Origin of the sequence: Amycolatopsis samaneae (assembly GCF_039541975.1) — a bacterium.
GTDB classification, from domain to species: Bacteria; Actinomycetota; Actinomycetes; order Mycobacteriales; family Pseudonocardiaceae; genus Amycolatopsis; species Amycolatopsis samaneae.
Genome location: NZ_BAABHG010000009.1, coordinates 178,310 through 197,907, shown reverse-complemented (window position 1 = coordinate 197,907; position 19,598 = coordinate 178,310). Strand labels below are relative to the sequence as shown.

At 69.0% G+C, this 19,598-nt stretch carries 20 protein-coding genes; 12 read left to right on the top strand and 8 right to left on the bottom strand.

Features of this window, described 5'->3' with window-relative positions; translation table 11 throughout:
* Window positions 1–6: 6 nt before the first annotated feature.
* The 5 genes from ABD987_RS24565 to ABD987_RS24545 form a co-directional block, all read right to left on the bottom strand.
* On the bottom strand, window positions 7–1,011 hold the full coding sequence (locus ABD987_RS24565) for an NAD-dependent epimerase/dehydratase family protein (RefSeq protein ID WP_345398092.1): 1,005 nt from the start codon (window positions 1,009–1,011) through the stop codon (window positions 7–9).
* Window positions 1,012–1,195: 184 nt separating this feature from the next.
* Window positions 1,196–2,188 carry an aldo/keto reductase gene (locus ABD987_RS24560; protein ID WP_345398089.1) on the bottom strand — a complete coding sequence of 331 codons (993 nt, stop codon included), beginning with the start codon at window positions 2,186–2,188 and terminating at the stop codon, window positions 1,196–1,198.
* A gap of 29 nt (window positions 2,189–2,217) precedes the next feature.
* Window positions 2,218–3,780 carry a PH domain-containing protein gene (locus ABD987_RS24555; protein WP_345398086.1) on the bottom strand — a complete coding sequence of 521 codons (1,563 nt, stop codon included), beginning with the start codon at window positions 3,778–3,780 and terminating at the stop codon, window positions 2,218–2,220.
* The gene (locus tag ABD987_RS24550; RefSeq protein WP_345398083.1) at window positions 3,777–4,301 is read right to left on the bottom strand and encodes a PH domain-containing protein; all 525 of its coding nucleotides are present in this window, start codon (window positions 4,299–4,301) and stop codon (window positions 3,777–3,779) included. The genes ABD987_RS24555 and ABD987_RS24550 overlap by 4 nt, the downstream gene beginning before the upstream one ends.
* A gap of 101 nt (window positions 4,302–4,402) precedes the next feature.
* Window positions 4,403–4,759: a hypothetical protein gene (locus tag ABD987_RS24545; RefSeq protein WP_345398080.1), complete on the bottom strand. Its 357-nt coding sequence runs from the start codon at window positions 4,757–4,759 to the stop codon at window positions 4,403–4,405.
* 504 nt (window positions 4,760–5,263) lie between these two features.
* On the opposite strand from ABD987_RS24545, the gene ABD987_RS24540 reads away from it, so the two are divergent.
* The 10 genes from ABD987_RS24540 to ABD987_RS24495 all read left to right on the top strand — a co-directional run bounded on the left by ABD987_RS24540 (window position 5,264) and on the right by ABD987_RS24495 (window position 17,113).
* Window positions 5,264–6,373, top strand: coding sequence for a DegT/DnrJ/EryC1/StrS family aminotransferase (locus tag ABD987_RS24540; protein ID WP_345398077.1), 1,110 nt, complete (start codon window positions 5,264–5,266; stop codon window positions 6,371–6,373).
* A gap of 45 nt (window positions 6,374–6,418) precedes the next feature.
* The gene (locus ABD987_RS24535) at window positions 6,419–7,825 is read left to right on the top strand and encodes an NDP-hexose 2,3-dehydratase family protein (protein ID WP_345398074.1); all 1,407 of its coding nucleotides are present in this window, start codon (window positions 6,419–6,421) and stop codon (window positions 7,823–7,825) included.
* A 43-nt stretch (window positions 7,826–7,868) separates the two neighbouring features.
* Window positions 7,869–8,981: a glycosyltransferase gene (locus tag ABD987_RS24530; protein ID WP_345398071.1), complete on the top strand. Its 1,113-nt coding sequence runs from the start codon at window positions 7,869–7,871 to the stop codon at window positions 8,979–8,981.
* Window positions 8,982–9,018: 37 nt separating this feature from the next.
* Window positions 9,019–9,654: a dTDP-4-dehydrorhamnose 3,5-epimerase family protein gene (locus tag ABD987_RS24525; protein ID WP_345398068.1), complete on the top strand. Its 636-nt coding sequence runs from the start codon at window positions 9,019–9,021 to the stop codon at window positions 9,652–9,654.
* A 47-nt stretch (window positions 9,655–9,701) separates the two neighbouring features.
* Window positions 9,702–10,697 carry a Gfo/Idh/MocA family protein gene (locus ABD987_RS24520; RefSeq protein WP_345398065.1) on the top strand — a complete coding sequence of 332 codons (996 nt, stop codon included), beginning with the start codon at window positions 9,702–9,704 and terminating at the stop codon, window positions 10,695–10,697.
* A 34-nt stretch (window positions 10,698–10,731) separates the two neighbouring features.
* Window positions 10,732–11,961, top strand: coding sequence for a methyltransferase domain-containing protein (locus tag ABD987_RS24515; protein ID WP_345398062.1), 1,230 nt, complete (start codon window positions 10,732–10,734; stop codon window positions 11,959–11,961).
* A gap of 112 nt (window positions 11,962–12,073) precedes the next feature.
* Window positions 12,074–13,060 (top strand): dTDP-glucose 4,6-dehydratase, encoded by a 987-nt coding sequence (gene rfbB, locus ABD987_RS24510; RefSeq protein WP_345398059.1) that lies wholly within the window; start codon window positions 12,074–12,076, stop codon window positions 13,058–13,060.
* Between the two features lie 163 nt (window positions 13,061–13,223).
* Window positions 13,224–14,612 carry a serine/threonine-protein kinase gene (locus ABD987_RS24505; protein ID WP_345398056.1) on the top strand — a complete coding sequence of 463 codons (1,389 nt, stop codon included), beginning with the start codon at window positions 13,224–13,226 and terminating at the stop codon, window positions 14,610–14,612.
* A gap of 149 nt (window positions 14,613–14,761) precedes the next feature.
* Window positions 14,762–15,772, top strand: coding sequence for a hypothetical protein (locus ABD987_RS24500; protein ID WP_345398053.1), 1,011 nt, complete (start codon window positions 14,762–14,764; stop codon window positions 15,770–15,772).
* Between the two features lie 153 nt (window positions 15,773–15,925).
* Window positions 15,926–17,113 carry a L,D-transpeptidase gene (locus ABD987_RS24495; RefSeq protein WP_345398050.1) on the top strand — a complete coding sequence of 396 codons (1,188 nt, stop codon included), beginning with the start codon at window positions 15,926–15,928 and terminating at the stop codon, window positions 17,111–17,113.
* 312 nt (window positions 17,114–17,425) lie between these two features.
* Here ABD987_RS24495 and ABD987_RS24490 read toward each other — a convergent pair whose 3' ends face one another.
* Genes ABD987_RS24490 through ABD987_RS24480 form a run of 3 tightly spaced genes read right to left on the bottom strand, consistent with a single transcriptional unit; the run spans window position 17,426 to window position 18,713 of the window.
* On the bottom strand, window positions 17,426–17,620 hold the full coding sequence (locus ABD987_RS24490) for a DUF397 domain-containing protein (RefSeq protein WP_345398046.1): 195 nt from the start codon (window positions 17,618–17,620) through the stop codon (window positions 17,426–17,428).
* A gap of 11 nt (window positions 17,621–17,631) precedes the next feature.
* Window positions 17,632–17,832, bottom strand: a complete 201-nt coding sequence (locus tag ABD987_RS24485) for a DUF397 domain-containing protein (protein ID WP_345398043.1) — start codon at window positions 17,830–17,832, stop codon at window positions 17,632–17,634.
* Window positions 17,829–18,713, bottom strand: coding sequence for a helix-turn-helix domain-containing protein (locus tag ABD987_RS24480; RefSeq protein WP_345398040.1), 885 nt, complete (start codon window positions 18,711–18,713; stop codon window positions 17,829–17,831). The genes ABD987_RS24485 and ABD987_RS24480 overlap by 4 nt, the downstream gene beginning before the upstream one ends.
* Before the next feature lie 299 nt (window positions 18,714–19,012).
* On the opposite strand from ABD987_RS24480, the gene ABD987_RS24475 reads away from it, so the two are divergent.
* Window positions 19,013–19,237, top strand: a complete 225-nt coding sequence (locus ABD987_RS24475) for a hypothetical protein (protein WP_345398037.1) — start codon at window positions 19,013–19,015, stop codon at window positions 19,235–19,237.
* 61 nt (window positions 19,238–19,298) lie between these two features.
* Window positions 19,299–19,577 carry a hypothetical protein gene (locus tag ABD987_RS24470; protein WP_345398034.1) on the top strand — a complete coding sequence of 93 codons (279 nt, stop codon included), beginning with the start codon at window positions 19,299–19,301 and terminating at the stop codon, window positions 19,575–19,577.
* Window positions 19,578–19,598: the final 21 nt, after the last annotated feature.

Below are 19,598 nucleotides of genomic sequence, written 5' to 3'. Positions count from 1 at the left end.
GTTCCCTCAGACGCCCGCGGCGGCGGCTTCGCGGGCCATCGCCGCCGCGAGGTTTTCCAGGCCCTGCTCCAGCGAGACGCGGGGCGCCCAGCCGGTGGCGGCCTGGAACGCCGACGGGTCGAGCACGAAGTCGAGCAGGTCCGTGGGCATCGAGTGGTCGGCGGGCTTGACCGACACCACCGGCACCGGGTCCTTCCCGGTCTGCGCGGCGACCACCTTCGCGATGCCGCCGAACAGGTCGGCGATGCTGGTCGCCTGCCCGGTGCCGACCAGCCACGGCCGTCCCTCGACGGCGTCCGGCCGGTCGAGCGCGGCCACGAAGGCGCGGGCGACGTCGTCCACACACACCAGATCCCGCTTGACGGTCCCGTCGTGCCACATGGTCAGCGGCTCGCCGGCGAACGCGCGGCGCGTCATCGCCGAGACGACACCGCGGTCGAGCGCGGTGGAGTCGGAGCCCTGCGTGTAGAGCGTGGCCAGCCGCAGCGACGCGCCGCGCAGCAGGCCCGCCTCGGTGGCGTCGCGGATCGCGTGCTCAGCGTCCAGTTTTTGCCGGTCGTAGGTGGTGATCGGCTTGTCCTGTTCGGTGCCGTCGATCCGGCCGGAGATGGAGTGCCCGGCCTGCGACATCGACCCGGCCAGCAGGACCACCGGCGGCGTCGCCGGCCGCTGGTCCTTCACGGCCGCGACGAGGTCGTGCACCAGCCCGAGGTTGACGCGCTCGGCGACCGGGTCGTCCGAGGACACCCGCCAGGTGCTGGCCCCGGCGATGTGCGCCACCAGGTGGATCACCACGTCGGCGCCTTCCACGGCGTCGGCGACGGCGCCGTCGGTCGTCAGGTCGGTGGTGCGGACCTCGATCTCGGCCGCTGCCCCGGCCGGGACCGTGGTCGCCCGGCGCCCGGCCAGGCGCAGGCGGACCGGCCGGGCGGCCAGCTCACGGGTGATGGCGCTGCCCAGCAGCCCGGACGAGCCGAGCACCGTGATCAGCGGTCGCGACGGTGTGCTCACGGCTTCTCCTCCATTTTCGGGTCGGTGGTCGTCCAGGCGCCTGAAAAGTGCGAACCCGTACCACGGTGAATTTCCGTAAAGGCTATTTCGGGACCGGCCGGAACACCTCGGCCGCCGAGCTTCCCGAAGTCTAGGACAGCGGGGCCGTCGTTTCCCGGGAATCGTGTGAAACTCGCGCGCGCGGTCATTTCCGGGCGCTTTCCGCGGTGGCTTCGCGGTGTTCGTCCCAGCGCTTCTCGCCGATCGCCACCGGGAGGTTGTCGATGTCCCGCAGGTCCTCGGTGCTCAGCCGCAGCCCGGCCGCGCCCGCGTTCTCCTCCAGCCACCGCACCCGCCGCGTGCCGGGGATCGGCACCACGTTGTCGCCGTGCGTGGTGACCCAGGCGATCGCCACCTGCGCCGGGGTCGCGCCGTGCCGGGCGGCGACCCGGCGGATCCCGTCGACGATGTGCTGGTTGTGCGCGAGGGCCTCGGCCTCGAAGCGAGGGTCGCGCCGCCGCGAGTCGCCTGCGACGAGCTCGTCCCCGGCGATCCGGCCGGACAGGTAGCCGCGGCCGATCGGGCAGCAGGCGAGGAACCCGACGTCGTTCTTCCACGTCCACGGCAGGATTTCCGCGAGATTTCGCCGCTCCCACACGGAAAGCTCGTACTGCACGGCGGTGATCGGGAAGAGGGCGTGGATGCGTTCCAGCTCCTCCGCGGTGGCGTGCGAGATGCCGAGCCCGAGCACCTTGCCCTCGGTGACGAGTTCGCCCAGCGCGCCCCAGGTCTCCTCCAGCGGCACGGCCGGATCGACCCGGTGCAGCTGGTAGAGGCCGATCGCCTCGACGCCGAGCCGCCGCAGCGAGCCCTCGCAGGCCTCGCGGAGGTATTCGGGGCGCCCGTTGCGTTCCAGCGTGCCGTCCGGGCGCAGCAGCAGCCCGACCTTCGTGGCGATCGTGGTCTCTTCGCGGACCGGCGCGAGCGCCTCGCCGAGCAGTTGTTCGTTCGTGTAGGGGCCGTAGACGTCGGCCGTGTCGAACACGCTGACGCCGAGCTCGACCGCGCGCCGGAGCGTTCGCGCCGATTCTTCGTGGTCCTGCGCGGTACGGGCCGGGCCGTATCCGTAGGACATCGAACTGCAGCCGAGCCCGATCTCGCCGACGGAAAGATTCTCGGCGAGCCTGGTGTGCCGCATATTCACCTCCGAGTGCCGAAATGGAGCGTTCATGGCGCTTCCGATCGCGGGGCGAAATGCGATTCGGCCGGGGGAGTCCCGGTGCCGGAAAGGAATTCGTTCGCCAGCACCGGATCGGCACCGGCGACGAACGCGACCGCCTGTTCGGTGCTGACGTCGATCGCCCGGTAGTAGCGGTCGCCCGCCGCGGTCGGGATCCCGACCGTCATCCGGTTGCCCATGCGCTGGAAGATGGTCTGCCGCAGCCGCCAGCCGATCACCGCGCCGGTGCGCAGCACGGTCGTGGACCGGCCCGCCGCCCCGTGGCGCGTCACGAGGTACGGGCCGACCAGTGCGTGGCCGAGCGTCCGGTAGGCCACCCAGGCCAGTGCCCAGGTCAGCGGTAACAGGAACAGCGGCACCGGCCACCACGACATCGGCACGACGTCGGTCAGGCCGAACCAGAGGAGCAGTCCCGCGGTGGCGGCCGGGCCGTAGGCGGCCCACAGCAGCCGCCGCCGGAACGCCCCTGCCGGATGCCGCAGCAGCGGCGCCTCCAGGGGCCGGTACTCGTCCGGGAAGACGTGGGTCGCCGCGTGCAGGGCGTCGCGGTAGGGCGCGCGCGGCAGGATGTGCGCCGACTCGTTGAGCGACGCGTTGAGCCCGGTCGTGATCACCTTGGTCTCGGTGAGCTTCATCCACCGCCACAGCAGGGGTTCGTGCAGGTGCACGCCCCGGATGCGGCGGTCCTCCCGGTGCACGGTCTTGGTGGTGAACAGGCCCTGCCGGGTGCGCAGCTCGGTGCCGTCCTCGCCGCTGGTCGTGCGGACCAGCTCGAAGTTCCAGTGCTTCGCGGCGAACTCCAGCGCGAGGGAGAAGTAGCCGAGGACGAAGGTGATCCCGATCGCGGCGCCGACCGTCCGCCACACGCCAAGGTTCGCCCAGTGGATCAGCCCGGCGATGACGTCGATGAGGTCCACGGCGAAGGTCTGCAGCAGGAAGTACTGCGAGATGAGGAAAAGGACGCCGGCGAGGATCGCCCAGAAGTGGAAGATGTTGTACCAGAACCAGATCCAGCGCAGCCGGGCGATGACGGTCTCGCGTTCCTCCGGCGCGTCCGCGTCGCGGGGGATCAGCTCGCGCCGCAGCTGCGCGGCCATGTCCTTCGACAGCGCGTCGAGCTTGAACGCGGCCTTGAAGTGCTTGCCCTCGCCCGATCCGATGTGGACGACCCGCAGCTTGACGATCCGGTGCCGCAGTTTGGCGCTGCTGCTGACGCTGCGGATGCGGTCGCGCCGGACGTGCCGTTCCTCGCGGATCAGCAGGCCGGTGCGGCGCTCCACGCGTTCCGGCGTGACGCGGTAGCGGGTGAACATCCAGCGCCACAGGTCCCGCAGGGTGTACACCGCGCTGATGGTGCTGACCACCAGCAGCGGCCAGATCGGGCCCGAGTCGTAGAGGAAGTAGCTGGTGAGGCTGGTGGCCAGCGAGATCGTGAACTTGACCGCGTTGACGTAGAAGAGCTTGATGTCCAGGCTCAGCCAGGGGAGCTCGTCCTCCAGCTCCCGCAGGGGAGGCATCCGCTCCATCGCGTCGGCGGCCACCGGGTTCACGTCGCGTCCCCTGGTGTGGCCTGCGCGATCTCGTTGAGCCGCTTGACCGCCGCTTCGGCGACCGGGGTGTCCAGCCCCTCGATCTTCACGTGCCCCTCGTGCGAGGCGGTGGTGACCTTGATGGTCGAGAGGTTGAGCAGCTGCTCGATCGGGCCCTGGACGGTGTCGATGCTCTGGATCCGGGAGATCGGGACGATCCGCCATTCCCGGGTGATCCAGCCGCTGAGCGAGTAGACCGCTTCGTCGGTGGTTTCCCAACGGTGCACCAAATATCGGTACGTCGGCATGAACAGCAGGTTGACGCCGAAGATCCCGCCGATGCCCCAGATGAATGGGTCGAGCCAGGTCCGGATCTCGGCGAAGATGATGTGCAGCGTGACGAGCGCGCCGACCACGCCGATGGCCCAGCACAGGGCGTTGAGGGTGCGCCAGAGGATGAAGCGGCGGGCGAGCCGGTGCCGCGGCGGCCGGACGGCGAGCGGTTCCGCGGGGACCGGGATCACGGGCGTGGAGGAGTCCATCGGCTATCGGTCCGATCTGTGAGGAGAACCGGGTCTCACCGGCGGGACCCGGTGTGCGGGAAGGGGTACCCGCACACCGGTGCGCCCGGGTCGGGCCCTTGTCAGGCCTTGGTGTCCGCCTCGGCCGCGGGGGTCTCCCCGGCGGCCGGGGCCGCGGTGGCGGCGGGGGCTTCGGCGGGTGCCGCGTCCTCCTCGGCCACGACCTTCACGATGTAGGCGGCCAGGTCGCGGAACTCCTCGCCCTCGGTGAAGTCCTCGAACTTCTCCAGCAGCTTCCGGTCGGTGGTGTTTTCGACCTCCAGCAGCACCTGAACCACGGAAAACGAGTCGAGATCGCGCAGACTCTCCGGTTCGGGCATATCGGGCTGCTCGGCACAGATCATCCGGGCGATCTCCCGGACCATTTCCTCGACGTCGTCGACATTCGTGAGGTCGACTTTCGTGGCGTTGTCTGACATGTCAATTCAGCCCTTCTGCTTATTCGTCGCCGATGGCCGCACCGCGGTGTTACCCGCGATCGGGAGTGCGGCCGGGCACCGTGCGCGAAACCTCGCGCGGATTCGGGGTTTCCGCTGGCCGGGGCGCGCCAGCAGGCGAACCCGCTCCGGGGAGCGGGCGCGGCGTGCTCCGGGTGAAAGCCCCCAGGTAGGCAGCCGGAACCCGGCCGAGGTTAGCCAGCGTGCGGGTCCCTGGTCAACAACGCCGGGGGCGGCGATGTCTCGCCGGCGGGACGCGCGAGACGGCGGCGGGTATTGCTCCGCGATTCATTGTCGGCAGGGCTGTGCCAGCCGAGCGGAAGTGTGCTTCGATGACTCCGGCGGCGCGAAAGGCGAAAGCGAATAGCCACCGCGCCGAATAGTCCACGAGTTGCATCGTCCCGGAAGTCAACCGGGAACTCGCATGCGTCGTACGAGCCCTGTCCGGTCGTGCCACGGCCGATCCCCTGGAGGTGACCCGCCCTGATGGCTCAATATGTCTGGGGTTATTTGCCGGAGTACGAGAAAGAACGGGACGACATTCTCGACGCCGTCGACACGGTCTTCCGTTCCGGCAAGCTGGTGCTCGGCCCGAGCGTCAAGGCGTTCGAGCAGGAGTTCGCCGCCTACCACGGCGTCGAGCACTGCGTCGGCGTCGACAACGGGACGAACGCCATCGTGCTGGGCCTGCGTGCCCTCGGCGTCGGCGCCGGTGACGAGGTGATCACGGTGTCCAACACCGCGGCGCCGACCGTGCTGGCGATCGACCAGATCGGCGCCGTGCCGGTGTTCGTCGATGTCCACCCCGAGACGTACCTGATGAACGTCGAGCAGGTCGAAGCGGCGATCACCGAGCGCACACGCTGCCTGCTGCCCGTGCACCTGTACGGCCAGTGCGTCGACATGGCTCCGCTGGAGGAGATCGCGGCCAAGCACGGCCTGCCGATCCTGGAGGACTGCGCGCAGGCACACGGCGCCCGCCACTACGGGCGGATCGCCGGTTCGATGGGCAAGGCCGCGTCCTTTTCCTTCTATCCCACCAAGGTGCTCGGCGCCTACGGTGACGGTGGCGCGACGATCACCTCGGACGACGAGACCGAGGCGAACCTGCGGCGGCTGCGCTACTACGGCATGGAGAAGGTCTACTACGTCGTCTCCACGCCGGGCTACAACAGCAGGCTCGACGAGGTGCAGGCGGAGATCCTGCGCCGCAAGCTGACCCGGCTCGACGACTACATCGCCCGTCGCCGGGTGATCGCCGAGCGTTACGCCGAGGCCTTCGAGGGCACGGACCTCATCACGCCGGCGCTGGCACCGGGCAACGACCACGTCTACTACGTCTACGTGGTGCGGCACCAGGTGCGCGACCGGGTGATCGAGGCGCTCAAGCCCGAGGGCATCGAGCTGAACATCAGCTACCCGTGGCCGGTGCACACGCAGTCGGGCTTCGCGAAGCTCGGCTACCGCGAGGGTTCGCTGCCGGTGACCGAGGCGGCGGCGCACGAGATCTTCTCGCTGCCGATGTACGCGTCACTGTCCGATGTGGACCAGGAACGCATCGTCGAGAAGGTGCAGAACGTGCTGGCGAAGCTCTGACCGCCGCGCGGTCGGACGTCTGAGGCGAGACAGGAGAGCACGAGCATGAAGCGACTCGCGGTGCGGCACCGGGAACTGAGCCCCGTGCCCGAAGCAGGCGGCGGCAGCCTGATGTCCATGGTGGAGTTCCACGACTGGTGGGCCGAGCGGACGCGGGCGGGACACTTCGTCGTCGACCGCGTCCCGTTCGCCGAACTCGGCGACTGGGACTTCGAGCCGAGCACCGGGAATCTCGGGCACAAGAGCGGGCGCTTCTTCACCATCGAAGGCCTGCAGGTGCGTGAGGGCGGCGTCCCGACGTGGTCCCAGCCCATCATCAACCAGCCCGAGATCGGCATCCTCGGCATCGTCGTCAAGGAGTTCGACGGCGTGCTGCACTGCCTGATGCAGGCGAAGATGGAGCCGGGCAACGTCAACACGCTCCAGCTGTCGCCGACGGTGCAGGCCACGCGCAGCAACTACATGCAGGTGCACCGGGGCAGCTCGACGCGCTACCTGGAGTACTTCGTCGGCAGCGGCCGCGGCCAGGTGCTGGTGGACGTGCTCCAGTCGGAGCAGGGCGCGTGGTTCTGGCGCAAGCGCAACCGCAACATGGTCGTGCTGGTCACCGGGGACGTCCCGCTGCACGAGGACTACTGCTGGCTGAGCCTGGCGCAGATCGGCGAGCTCTCGCACCGGGACAACCTGGTGAACATGGACGCCAGGACCGTGCTCTCCTGTATCCCCTTCGCGCTCCCGGACGAGGCGGGCGCGACCGGGGAGGACTTCCGCGACGCGCTCGCCAGGTCCTACCGGCACACCACCGAGGGCTCGGCGGAGCCCGCGCTGCACAGCGCGGGCGAGATCCTCAGCTGGTTCACCGAGGCCAAGACCCGCTGCGACTGGTCGGCACGGCTCACGCCACTCTCGGCCACGACCGGCTGGTCCCGCACCGACGACGAGATCGCCGACGACGCGGGGGAGCACTTCCGCATCCTCGGCGTGCGGGTCGAGGCGGGCACCCGCGAGGTCAAGGCCTGGCGGCAGCCGCTGCTGCACCCCAGGGGGGAAGGGCACGCCGCCTTCCTCGCCCGGCGCATCCGCGGCGCGCTGCACCTGCTGGTGCAGGCCCGGCCGGAGTACGGGCTGATGGACATGGTCGAGATGGCGCCGACCGTGCACCTGCTGCCCGGCCAGGATCCTTCGGCGGTACGGGAGCGGTTCCTGCGGGACGTGCTCCAGGTCGGCGGCGTCAAGACCCACTACGACCAGAAGCTTTCGGAAGAGGGCGGCCGGTTCTACCACGCGCTGACCCGCTACCAGCTGATCGAGGTGGGCGACGAGTTCCCGGTCGAGGTGCCGCCGAACTACTGCTGGATGACCGTGCGCCAGCTGATCGACCTGCTCAGCCACGGGCACTACCTGAACATCGAGGCACGCAGCCTGCTGGCGTGCATCCACAGCCTCTGCTGAAGCCGACATCGGAGTAGAAACCGCACCAGGGAAAGGAATCCGCGTGCGACTGCTGTTCACGACCGCGCCGTTGCGCGGCCATCTGTTCCCCCTTGTGCCGCTCGCCTGGGCGGCACGGGCGGCCGGGCACGAGGTCCTCGTCGCGACGACGGAGGCCTTCGCCCCGGTGGTGCTCCGGTGCGGTCTGCCGGTCACGGCCTGGGGCGCCGCCCCGGAGTTCGTCGACCTCGTCGGCGGCGAGCCGTCGGCGACCGCGGCCGACGCGGCGGCCAGGCGGACCGGGCACGGTCACGCGTTCGGGCGCATCGCCGGCGCCTGCCTGCCCGGCGCGCGGAAACTGATGGACACCTGGCGGCCCGACCTCGTGGTCAGCGAGCGGGCGGAGTACGCCGGTCCGCTCGCGGCCGCGGCGCACGACGTCCCGGTCGTGGCCTACCACTGGGGCGTCGCGCCGCTGGCCGAGCACGGCCCGGCGGCGGCCGCCGAACTGGGCGCGGTGGCACCGGATCCGGTGCGCACGCTGAACCCCTGGCCACCGGGCCTGCGGCTCCCGCACGCGTCCGGCCACGAGGGCGTGCGCGGCGGATCGTTCAACGGCGACGCGCTGCTGCCCGACTGGGTGCACGAACCGAGGGACCGGCCGCGGGTGTGCGTCACCTTCGGCACGGTGCTGCCCGGGATGGCCGACCTCGGCCTGCGCCCCATGGTGGCGCCGATGCTGAAACTGCTGAAGGAACTGGACGTCGAGCTGTGCGTGGCGGCCGCCGACGACGTGCTGGCGGACTGGCCCGAGCTCGCCGAGGCGGCCGACCGGGCCGGGCGGCTCCCGCTCGCCCAGGTGCTGCCCGCCTGCGAGGTCGTGGTCAACCACGGCGGCCAGGGGACCGTGCTCACCGCGCTGGAAGCGGGCTGCCCGCAACTGGTCCTCCCGCACTTCGACGACCAGTTCGACAACGCCGAAGCGGTGACCTCGGCCGGTGCGGGTCTGCGCCTGCAACTGGACGAGGTGTCGCCGGAGCGGGTGGCCGACCGGTGCCGCGAGCTGCTGGCCGAACCCGCCTTCGCCGCCGGTGCGGTACGCGCCGCCGCCGCGGTGCGGGCACAGCGCTCGCCCGCGGAAGCCGTTGGCCTGCTCGAGAAACTGGCCACGGCATGACGAACGTTTTCTGGGACGAATTGGGGAGCTGGTAGCTATGCCGGGCGGATTGCGGACCGAAGAGACCAAGGTCCCGAATGCTTTCAGGCTGTTCCCGGAGCAGTTCCCTGACCGCAGGGGCCGGTTCCACGAGGCGTTCCGCGCGGACGCGCTCTCGGAGCTGATCGGTTACCCGTTCGTGGTCAACCAGGTGAACTACTCCACGAGCTGCCGTGACACCGTGCGCGGCATCCACGGCACCACGATCCCGCCCGGCCAGGCGAAACTGGTCACATGCGTGCGCGGCGCGGTGATGGACGTCGTGGTCGACCTGCGGGTCGGCTCCCCGACCTTCGGCGTCTTCGACGTCACCTACCAGGACGAGGACTCCGGCACGGCGGTCTACCTCGCCGACGGCCTCGGGCACGCCTTCCACGCCTTGACCGACGACGCGTGCATGAACTACCTCTGTTCGCAGAACTACGTGCCGGGCACCATGCTCGTGCTCAACCCGATGGACCCGGACATCGGCATCCCGTGGGAGCTGACCGGCCCGCCGATCATGTCCGAAAAGGACGCGAACGGGGTCGGGCTCAAGGAGGCGGAGTCCGAAGGGCTGCTGCCGACCTACGAGGAGTGCCTCGCCTACTACGCGGCGCTGAAGGCCGGCACCCCCGCCGCGCCCGTTTCGTGACGAGCCCACCGTCCCCACTATCCCGACGACCAGCGGAGTAACTGCCGATGACGAGTTATCACACGGCCCAGCGGCTGCGCTTCGGGGTCATCGGGTGCGCGGACATCGCCTGGCGGCGGACGCTGCCGGCGATGGAGACCGAGCCGGCGATCGACATCACCGCGATCGCCAGCCGCGACGGCGCCCGTGCCAAGAAGTTCACCGATCGCTTCGGCGGCGAGCCGTTCGCCGACTACAAGGCGGTGGCCGAACACGAGGACGTCGACGCCGTCTACATCCCGCTCCCGCTGATGCTGCACGCGGAGTGGATCGAGCGGTGTCTCGAAGCGGGCAAGCACGTACTGGTGGAAAAGCCGATGACCGACGGGTGCAAGGAGTCGGGCAGGCTGCTCGACCTCGCCCGCTCACGCGGCTTGGTGCTGCTCGAGAACTACATGTTCCTCTTCCACTCCCAGCACGCGGCGGTGCGCAAACTCGTCGCCGACGGCGTGATCGGGGAGCTGCGCGGTTTCCACAGCGCCTTCACCATCCCCCCGAAGCCGCCGGGCGACATCCGCTACCAGCCGGACGTCGGTGGCGGCGCGTTCCTCGATTTCGGCGGTTACCCGATCCGCGCCGCCCAGCACCTGCTGGGCCGGGATCTGTCGGTGGTCGGGGCGGTGTTCCGCCGCGACCGCAAGCACGACGTGGTGATGTCGGGCAGCGTGCTGCTCGCCTCGCCCGACGGGGTGCCCGCCCAGCTGACCTTCGGCATGGAGCACTCGTACCAGAACAGCTACGCCCTCTCCGGCAGTTCCGGGCGGATGTTGCTGGACTGGGTGTTCACCCCGCCGGAGACGCACCGGCCGGTGCTGCGGATCGAACGGCAGGACCACCGCGAAGAGGTGGTGCTGCCCGCCGACCACCAGTTCGCGCGGGTGATCCGGGCCTTCGTCGAGGCGGTCGAAACCCGGGCACCACTGCGAGAAGAACACGAGGGAACCCTCGAACAGGCCGCCCTGATCGAGCAGGTCCAGCGGGTCGCGCGCAACGTCTGGATCTGATCTGTTTTCGCTACGTCAGAGGGAGTTAGCAAGCATGTCGAACACTGCTGAGTGCCGGATCTGCGGCGGTACGGTCGAAGAGTTCTTCGACTTCGGGCGCCAGCCGCTTTCCGACGCCTTCGTCGCGCCGGGCGCGGACCCGGCCAAGGAGTTCTTCTTCCGGCTGGCGGTCGGCCTGTGCGGCAGCTGCACGATGGTGCAGCTGATGGAGGAGGTCCCGCGCGAGGCGATGTTCCACGAGGAGTACCCGTATCACTCCTCCGGCTCGGTGGTGATGCGCGGTCACTTCGAGGACCTCGCCAAGTACCTGCTGGCCACCGAGCTCACCGGCGACGACCCCTTCGTCGTCGAGATGGGCTGCAACGACGGCATCATGCTCAAGACGCTGGCCGACTCCGGCATCCGTCACCTGGGCGTCGAGCCCTCGGGCGGGGTCGCCGACGTCGCGGCGTCGAAGGGCGTGCGGGTGCGCAAGTCCTTCTTCGAGGAGTCGACCGCCCGCGAGATCCTCGCCGAGGACGGCCCGGCCGACGCGATCTACGCGGCCAACACGCTGTGCCACATCCCGTACATGGACTCGATCCTCGACGGCGTCAAGGCGCTGCTGAAGCCGACCGGCGTGTTCGTCTTCGAGGACCCGTACCTGGGCGAGATCGTGAAGCGCACCTCGTTCGACCAGATCTACGACGAGCACTTCTACTTCTTCACCCTGCGCTCGGTGCAGGAGATGGCGAAGCGGCACGGGCTCGAACTGGTCGACGCGCGGCGCCTGGACGTGCACGGTGGCGAGGTGCGCTACACGCTGGCCCACGCCGGTGCCCGCACGCCCACCGACGCGGTCCGCGAGCTGCTGGCCGAGGAGGCCGCGGCCGGGCTCGCCGAGCGGGCCACGCTGGAGGCGTTCGGCGCGAAGGTGCTCAAGATCAAGGAGGACCTCGTCGCCCTGCTGCGCAAGGCGAAGGAGGAGGGCAAGCGCGTCGTCGCCTATGGCGCCACGGCGAAGAGCGCGACCGTCGCGAACCTGTGCGGCCTCGGCCCGGACCTGGTCGAGTTCGTCTGCGACACCACGCCCGCCAAGCAGAACCGGCTCACCCCTGGCACGCACATCCCGGTGAAGCCCGCCGCCGCGTTCTCGGACCCCTACCCCGACTACGCGCTGCTGTTCGCCTGGAACCACGCCGACGAGATCATGGCCAAGGAGCAGGCGTTCCGCGAGGCCGGCGGCCAGTGGATCCTCTACGTGCCGACGGTCCGGCTGGTCTGACCAGGACCACGCCCCGTTCCGGCGCCCGGCCCGACGGCCGGGCGCCGGAACGGGCATGGGGCGGTCTGCCGGCCCTCGGCGATCTTCGAACTGGACTGAAAGGGTGACGACCATGCGGGTCCTGGTGACCGGCGGAGCGGGATTCATCGGGTCGAACTACGTCCGGCAGGCGCTGTCCGGGGCCTACCCGGCACTGGCCGACGCCGAGGTGACGGTGCTCGACAAGCTGACCTACGCCGGGAACCGGGCGAACCTCGCCCCGGTGGCCGGCAGCGAGCGGCTGCGGTTCGTCGAGGGCGACATCGGCGACGCGGACCTGCTGGCCCGGCTGATGCCGGGCACCGACCTCGTGGTGCACTTCGCCGCGGAGTCGCATGTGGACCGTTCGATCGCCGGATCGGCGGACTTCGTGGTGACCAACGTCCTCGGGACGCACGCGCTGCTCGAAGCGGCGCTGCGCGCGGAGGTCGGCCGGTTCGTGCACGTGTCCACCGACGAGGTGTACGGCTCGATCGACGACGGCTCGTGGCCCGAAACGCACCCGCTGGAGCCGAATTCGCCGTACTCGGCGTCGAAGGCGTCCTCGGACCTGCTGGCGCGCGCGTACTTCCGCACGCACGGCCTGCCGGTGTGCGTGACGCGGTGCTCGAACAACTACGGGCCCTACCAGTTCCCGGAAAAGGTCATCCCGCTGTTCGTCACCAACCTCCTCGACGGCGGGCAGGTGCCGCTCTACGGCGACGGCCTGAACGTGCGCGACTGGCTGCACGTCGACGACCACTGCCAGGGCATCCAGCTGGTCGCCGAGTCCGGCAGGCCCGGCGAGGTCTACAACATCGGCGGCGGGACCGAGCTGACCAACCTGGATCTCACCGGCCGCCTGCTGGAGGCGGCGGGCGTGGGCTGGGACCGCGTCCGGCGGGTCGAGGACCGCAAGGGCCACGACCGCAGGTACTCCGTCGACATCACGAAGATCAGCGGCGAGCTGGGGTACGCGCCCCGGGTGAAGTTCGACGACGGCCTGGCCGACACGGTCGCCTGGTACACCGAGAACCGGTCCTGGTGGGAACCGCTGAAGCAAAGCGCGGGCAAAAAGTGAAGACGTTTCGGGTCGACGTCGGCTAAATTGGCCTTCTACCAATTCGACCGAAGGAGGCGGATCCGGGACCGCGGCCGGCCTGCTCGTAGGTACCCGTTTCCGCCGTGGCTGCCGTCGGATTGGACACGAACGGCACAGCCGGTCGATCTGCTGGGGGGCGGCGATGGAGGGTGCGGGCTCGTACGACCTGGTGACCGAACGGAGATTCCGGTTCTCGCCGGTCGAAACCGGCGACGACACGGGCTCCGCGCCCGCGGTGGTCGGTGACCGGTACGAACTCGGCGAACTGCTCGGCAGTGGCGGGACGGCACGGGTCTACCGGGCTCGCGACCGCGACGCCGACGGCGAGTTCGCGATCAAGCTGTTCCACCGCAACGCCGCCACCTTCGGTCCGCGCCGGGCCCGTGAGACGGCCATCCTGCGCAGTCTCGACCATCCCGGTGTCGTCCGCCTGCACGACGCCGGCCAGGAGGACGACCGGGCGTATCTGGTGATGCAGCTGGTCGAGGGCGAGGACCTGGCCGAACGCCTGCTCACCGGCCCGCTCGGGCTCGACGAGATCGTGGCCATGGCCCAGCGGCTCGCCGAGGCGCTGGCCCACGTGCACGATCGCGGCGTCGTGCACCGCGATCTCAAGCCGGGCAACGTCCTGCTCGGCGCGGACGGCGCGACGATCACCGACTTCGGCGTCGCGTACCTGCTGGACACCACGCGTGTGACGGCGGTCGGCGCGGTCGCCGGGACCGCGGCGTACATGGCGCCGGAGCAGGTCCTCGGCGAGCCGGTGGGCCCGCCGGCCGACGTCTACGCGCTGGGGCTGGTGCTCATCGAAGCCGTGACGGCCGAGCGCGAGTACACCGGTTCGCGGGTGGAGGCCGCGCTCGCCCGGCTGGTCCGGCCCCCGCGTATCCCGGAAGGCCTGCCGGAGGCGTTGTCCCAGCTCCTGCACCTGATGACGGCCCGTGACCCGGCGCTGCGCCCGACCGCGACGGAGGTCGCGAAAGCGCTGTGCGGGGCCGATCCGGTGCCGGTGGCTTCGCCCTTTTCCACGCCGTCTTCCTCGCCACCGCTCACGTTACCCGTGGTGTGCGCCCCGGCGCCGTTCTCGCCGCCGCCGTCCCGCCGCCGTCGTGGCATGGTGGTGGCGGCGGTCCTGTCGTCGGTGGCCGCCGGGGTGGTGCTGGGCGCGCTGCTCACCAGCGGCGAACGCGGCACGGACGGCTCGCACCCGCCGTCGTTCGCCGGGCCCACCTCGAGTCCCGCCACCTCGGAGACCGCGCCCGCCACCCCGGGCGGCATCCGCCCGCCGGCCGCCCCGGCCGCCCCGCCCCCGTCGGGTACCCCGGTCATCCCGGCGACCACGCCGCCGACGAGCGGGGAGCGGACTACGACGCCCCCTGGCGCGTCGGCGCCCCAGGCGTCCGTCCCGCCGGAGAGCACGGAGACACCGGCGACGACCTCGGCGAAGCACCCGGGCAAGGGAACCCGCGGCCACACGCCGACCCCGCGCTCGAACAGCTCCAAGGCGCTCCCACCCGGCAAGAACATCTAGCCGCGCCAGGCACGCCGCCTGACCGGTTCGCAGGTCCGTGAATGCCACATTGAAGGACTCTGAGTCCCTCAATGTGGCATTCACGGACCGCGAGGCGTTCGAGGTGGGTGACCGGGCGCGCCCGGACGGCTACTGGGAGCATGGGTGTCATGGTGCGACGTCTGGCCGCGGCCCTTGCTCTGGTTGCCCTGTCTCCCTTCGTCGCCGAGTTCCTGCTCGGCGACCAGTACCTCAGCGGGACCCCACGACCAGGACAGCAACTCGCCCAGTTCGCCATGTTCGTGGCCTTCTACGGCAGCGCCGCGCTGCTCATCCGCGAAACCGCCCGGCGCCTCGGCCGCGGCTGGCCGACCATCCTCACCCTGAGCCTGGCGTTCGGCCTGCTCGAAGAGGGCCTGCTGACCCAGTCGCTGTTCAACCCGAACTACCTCGGCATCCGCGTGCTGGACGCGGGGCACATCCCGGAGCTGGGGATCGGCGCGCCGTGGACGGTGTACGTGCTGACGCTGCACGTCGTGTGGAGCATGGGCACGCCGATCGCGATCGTCGAGGCGCTGTTCGGCAAGGAGCCGTGGCTCGGGCGGCTGGGACTGGCGTTCTGGTCGGTCGTGTTCCTCCTCGGCTGTGTGGCCGAGTTCCTGATCTCCCTGCTGGTCGGGCCCGAGCAGTTCATGTCCCACCCCGCTCAGCTGGTCGTGGCCGGGCTGATCGTGGCCGGACTGGTGGTGCTGGCGATCCGCGGCTTCCGCGAGCCGCCGTCCACCGCGCCGGCGGGCAACGCGTGGACGGGGTTCGCGATCGGCCTGGTCGCCGGTACGGGCCTCCAGTTGCTGGAACGCTGGGAGTCGGTCTCGCCGTGGCTGCTGGCCGCGTTGATGCTGGTGCTGGTCGCGGCGGCCGCGGCGGTGATCAGGGCGCTGAACCCACCGGCGTTCTCGCTGGCCGCCGGGGCTCTGCTGACCTACTGCTGGGTCGGCTTCAACACCGCGATCGGGGAGGGCACCGCGGCGATCATCGAGCAGTCGGTGCTGGTCGCCCTCGCGGTGGCGTTGCTGGTCGTGACGGCGGTGCGGGGGCCGATCTGCCTCGCCGGGATCGACCTTTCACCAGCCGATGAATCCACAGTGGACAGTCGAGAAGTGTCGTCCACTGTGGACTAAAAGTCCGGTTTGCCGGTGTTCGCGGTCCGTGATCGTCGGCGCGATCATGGTGGCGCTGCGTAGGGATCAGGCGGGGAAGATAACTGGTCGGCAAAGATCCGGTCCGGACACAACGCAAGTGGGGGGAGAGACGTCTGAACAGTCGTGAGAAGGATGCGAATCGCGGGTTTGGGTGTGCTGGCGCTGGTGCTGACGGCGTGCGGCGGGCAGTCCGAGCAGGTGGCCGGAGTGGCACAGTCGGTGCCGAACGTGGTGCCTGCGGCGAAGGTCTCGGTGGTGAGCCAGGGCAGTGACCAGCTGAGCCCGCGCTCGCCGATCGTGGTCAAGGCGAGTGACGGCACCCTGCAGGCGGTGACGGTCACGAACCCGCAGACGGGCAACACGGTCAAAGGCGACTTCTCCCCGGACAAGCTCACCTGGACCAGCGACGACCAGCTCCGCTACGGGGCCACCTACCAGGTCGTCGCCACCGCGGTGAACAAGGAGGGCAAGCCGGTCGAGCAGCGCAGCGAGGTGCACACCCTCACGCCGAAGGGCGTCGTGACGCCCACGCTGCTCCAGCCGGCCTCCAACGGCACGTTCGGCGTCGGGCTGATCATCGGCGTCAAGTTCGACCGCGACGTCCCGGACAAGGCCGCGGTCGAGAAGTCCTTCAAGGTCACCTCGTCGCCCGAGCAGGGTGGCGGCTGGTACTGGGTCAACAAGCGCGAAGCGCACTTCCGGCCGCAGAGCTACTGGAAGGCCGGCTCCACGGTGAAGCTGGAGACCACCACGTTCGGCCAGGAGATCAGCGGCGGGGTCTACGGCGGCGCGGACGTCTCGGCGACCTACAAGGTGCACGACTCCTGGATCGCCAAGGCGGACGGGAACACGCACCAGATCCAGGCCTTCCACAACGGCGAGCTGGTCAAGACCGCGCCGACGAGCATGGGCAAGACCGACAACACGCCGCCGCGCGGGCCGACGCCGACGTTCAACGGGACGCACACCGTGCTCGGCAAGCAGGCCCACATGATCATGGACTCGTGCACCTACGGCGTGTGCGAGGGGCAGCCGGGCTACTACAAGGCGCCCGAGAACTGGGACGTGCAGATCTCCGGTGACGGCGAGTACCTGCACGAGAACCTGGCCACGGTCAGCGTCCAGGGCAGCCAGAACGTCTCCAACGGCTGCCTGAACATGAACACCGAGAACGCCAAGTGGTTCTTCGACAACTTCAACGTCGGCGACGTCGTGGAGATCACGAACTCGGGCGGTCCGCAGCTGAACATCAACAACGGGCACGGCGACTGGGCCATCGACTGGAGCGCCTGGCAGGCCGGAAGCGCCCTGCACGGCTGAGCCGCTCTCACACCCTTCGCACCCTCGACGTGCCGGGCCCCGGGAAACCGGGCCCGGCACGTTTCGTTTTTCTCCGTCCGGGATCCGACACCGGCGGAGGGAACACCGAGGGACGCCTTCGGTGCGTTGGACGCACCGAGGGACGCCCTCGTCGCACTCAACGCACCCGGGGCGTCCCTCGGCACCCGCCTCGCCCCGAACGACGCGTAACGGACGTCGATCGTCCCGAACGGCGCGTTCGAGACGCCGCGATTTCAGAGAAGAAGGGCGCCCTGAGCAAGGACGCCCCTCTCGCTTTGACGCGCTAGACGCTCACGCGACGTCACGCGTCTTCACCGCGCTGATGAAGGCGTCGTATCCCGGACGGCCGACGGCGAGCAGGCCACCGGCACGGTCCTTCGTGTCCCGGATCAGCGCCCGGTCCTCCATCGCCGCGACCTCGACACACTCGGTCTTGTTCGCATCCGCGCCCGAGTAGCTGCTGGTTCTCCACCGCGCTGTTGTCATCGTCCCTCGCATTACCCCTTCTGCTGACGAATCAGCGCCATCCACGCGGCGCCGCGAACACCGAGGTGGCCACTGTCGGGGGCCTTGCTGTCCCGGATGAATGCGGCCGAGGCGGCGAAGGCCACCTCCACACACTCGGTCGTATCCTGGTTGTTGCCTGAGTAACTGCTTGTGAACCAGTTCAGCGAAGCTTCAGGCGTGGTAGCACTCATGCTGGCTCAAGTACCTCTATTTGTCGGCGGATGAACGTGATCGTCTCGTCGGGTGACAAGGCGACTGCCCTTTCGTCTGGCGACTCGGGGACTCGTGCTGCGTACTCGAACAAGTTGGCAAACCGCTGCACGTCTTCGTCATTCTCCACCAAGTCGGCGCCCGCCGGGTACTCGAAGTAAACCCAGGACGGCTCATCATCGTCGTAGTCGACGATCGTGAGACCGCCGGTACCGAAGCCGTAGTCGCCGGTCTCCTTCGGAACCACTTGGATCGTGATGTTGTCCCAGTGCTCGGCGACATCGAGCAAGTGTCGAAGCTGCTTCAACATCACGTCACGACCGCCGACCAGCCTGGTGAGGCAGCTCTCGTCGAGTACGGCGTGAAACACCAAGGGCTTCGGATCGGTCGGCTGGAGCCGCTGCTGTCGAGCTTTCCGAATACCGAGCGCCCTCGGGCCACCGCTGGCCGGGTCGTGAAGCGTCGCGGCGAGCGCTGCGATGTACTCGTCGATCTGCAGCAGCCCGGGGACCAGCGAGATGCTGATTGATCGCATCCTCCAGGCGTATCGAGTCTCGTTCGTCAGTCGCCGAAACGCCTTGGGCACACTGCTCGGCAGGCGAAGAGGCTTCGGTTCGTTGCGCATGGCCTCGAACAATTCGGCGGCCCGCTGTCGCTGTGCTTCGGTGGCCCTGTAGAGGTTGAGCAACATGACAAGTACTGGCCACTTGGGCTTGATCTCGCCACGTTCGTAGCGACTGACGGTCGCTTTGTCCTGGCGGATCTCGTCAGCTACATCGGTTGTGGTCAGGCCAGAGGCCTCCCGCAGTCCACGCAACTGCTTGCCCAAGCGGCGGGAGCCCTGTGTCACGAGTTCCGGCATGGGTGGAGCATAACGCCTAGTTCATTCGATGCGTCTGCGTTCTTCTAGAGTTGCATACTGCGGTGGCGTACATTACAGTTGCGCGTGTTGGCTTGGTGACGATCAGTAGGCGGATGCTGCGTCTTGGCAAACCGCTGCCGCCTCCGTCGTCAGGTCAGCCGTTGGCAGGTAGGGGCGGTTCGAGAGCCCCTACCTGCCCGGCAGGGCGCGTGTGCGCCCCGGACAGCAACCCGCCGAGCCGCGGGAACAAGTCAAGGACAGGAAGGTGGACCAGAGTGTTCACACATCAAGGAATTTGCGTGGATTCATTCGTCAACATCGAGGATCGCTGTGAGATCACCTGCGATGTGACGGGCGACGAGGTGCAACTGCGATTCGGCGGTTCGTACGCGTGCGGACTGGAAATGGTCGTCACCGAGGACGCGCTGGAGAAGATCGTCAAGGTAGGCGCGGCCGCCCTCGAACGCCTGCGCGCGAAACCGGAAAACGAGGCGGGCGCGGAGCGGGAAGTGATCAGCGCCTGACAGTGACAGTTGTGGCGGGCGGCTTGCGTCGACCGCCGCACGGATGGATGAGGGCGAGTGCATGAACGTTGACCCGACGCGCGATCCGATGGCCATTCCGGTCACTTCGTATCTCAAGATCCGTTCCGGGCTGTACCAAGGCACGCTTCCCGCCATCATCATCAACGACAGTACCGATGAACTCGTGTTCTTCGCCGGACCCCGGTGGCAGGACGCGGCTTTTGGAAAGGAGTTCTCACTCCACTTCATGAGTGCGGGGCTCGGGTTCGCCGCGCTGTGTGGAACACGTCTTTCCTCGGCGCAGAACATACGTTGGCCTGAAGACGAGGGAGAAGTCTGAATTCACAACGTAACCCGAACA

Coding starts and splice junctions, on each gene's coding strand:
- ABD987_RS24525 (WP_345398068.1), top strand. CDS start 9,019: ATGCCGGGCGGATTGCGGACCGAAGAGACCAAGGTCCCGAATGCTTTC.
- ABD987_RS24490 (WP_345398046.1), bottom strand. CDS start 17,620: ATGACAACAGCGCGGTGGAGAACCAGCAGCTACTCGGGCGCGGATGCG.
- ABD987_RS24560 (WP_345398089.1), bottom strand. CDS start 2,188: ATGCGGCACACCAGGCTCGCCGAGAATCTTTCCGTCGGCGAGATCGGG.
- ABD987_RS24520 (WP_345398065.1), top strand. CDS start 9,702: ATGACGAGTTATCACACGGCCCAGCGGCTGCGCTTCGGGGTCATCGGG.
- ABD987_RS24485 (WP_345398043.1), bottom strand. CDS start 17,832: ATGAGTGCTACCACGCCTGAAGCTTCGCTGAACTGGTTCACAAGCAGT.
- ABD987_RS24505 (WP_345398056.1), top strand. CDS start 13,224: ATGGAGGGTGCGGGCTCGTACGACCTGGTGACCGAACGGAGATTCCGG.
- ABD987_RS24480 (WP_345398040.1), bottom strand. CDS start 18,713: ATGCCGGAACTCGTGACACAGGGCTCCCGCCGCTTGGGCAAGCAGTTG.
- ABD987_RS24495 (WP_345398050.1), top strand. CDS start 15,926: ATGCGAATCGCGGGTTTGGGTGTGCTGGCGCTGGTGCTGACGGCGTGC.
- ABD987_RS24470 (WP_345398034.1), top strand. CDS start 19,299: ATGAACGTTGACCCGACGCGCGATCCGATGGCCATTCCGGTCACTTCG.
- ABD987_RS24545 (WP_345398080.1), bottom strand. CDS start 4,759: ATGTCAGACAACGCCACGAAAGTCGACCTCACGAATGTCGACGACGTC.
- ABD987_RS24500 (WP_345398053.1), top strand. CDS start 14,762: ATGGTGCGACGTCTGGCCGCGGCCCTTGCTCTGGTTGCCCTGTCTCCC.
- ABD987_RS24540 (WP_345398077.1), top strand. CDS start 5,264: ATGGCTCAATATGTCTGGGGTTATTTGCCGGAGTACGAGAAAGAACGG.
- rfbB (WP_345398059.1), top strand. CDS start 12,074: ATGCGGGTCCTGGTGACCGGCGGAGCGGGATTCATCGGGTCGAACTAC.
- ABD987_RS24535 (WP_345398074.1), top strand. CDS start 6,419: ATGAAGCGACTCGCGGTGCGGCACCGGGAACTGAGCCCCGTGCCCGAA.
- ABD987_RS24550 (WP_345398083.1), bottom strand. CDS start 4,301: ATGGACTCCTCCACGCCCGTGATCCCGGTCCCCGCGGAACCGCTCGCC.
- ABD987_RS24515 (WP_345398062.1), top strand. CDS start 10,732: ATGTCGAACACTGCTGAGTGCCGGATCTGCGGCGGTACGGTCGAAGAG.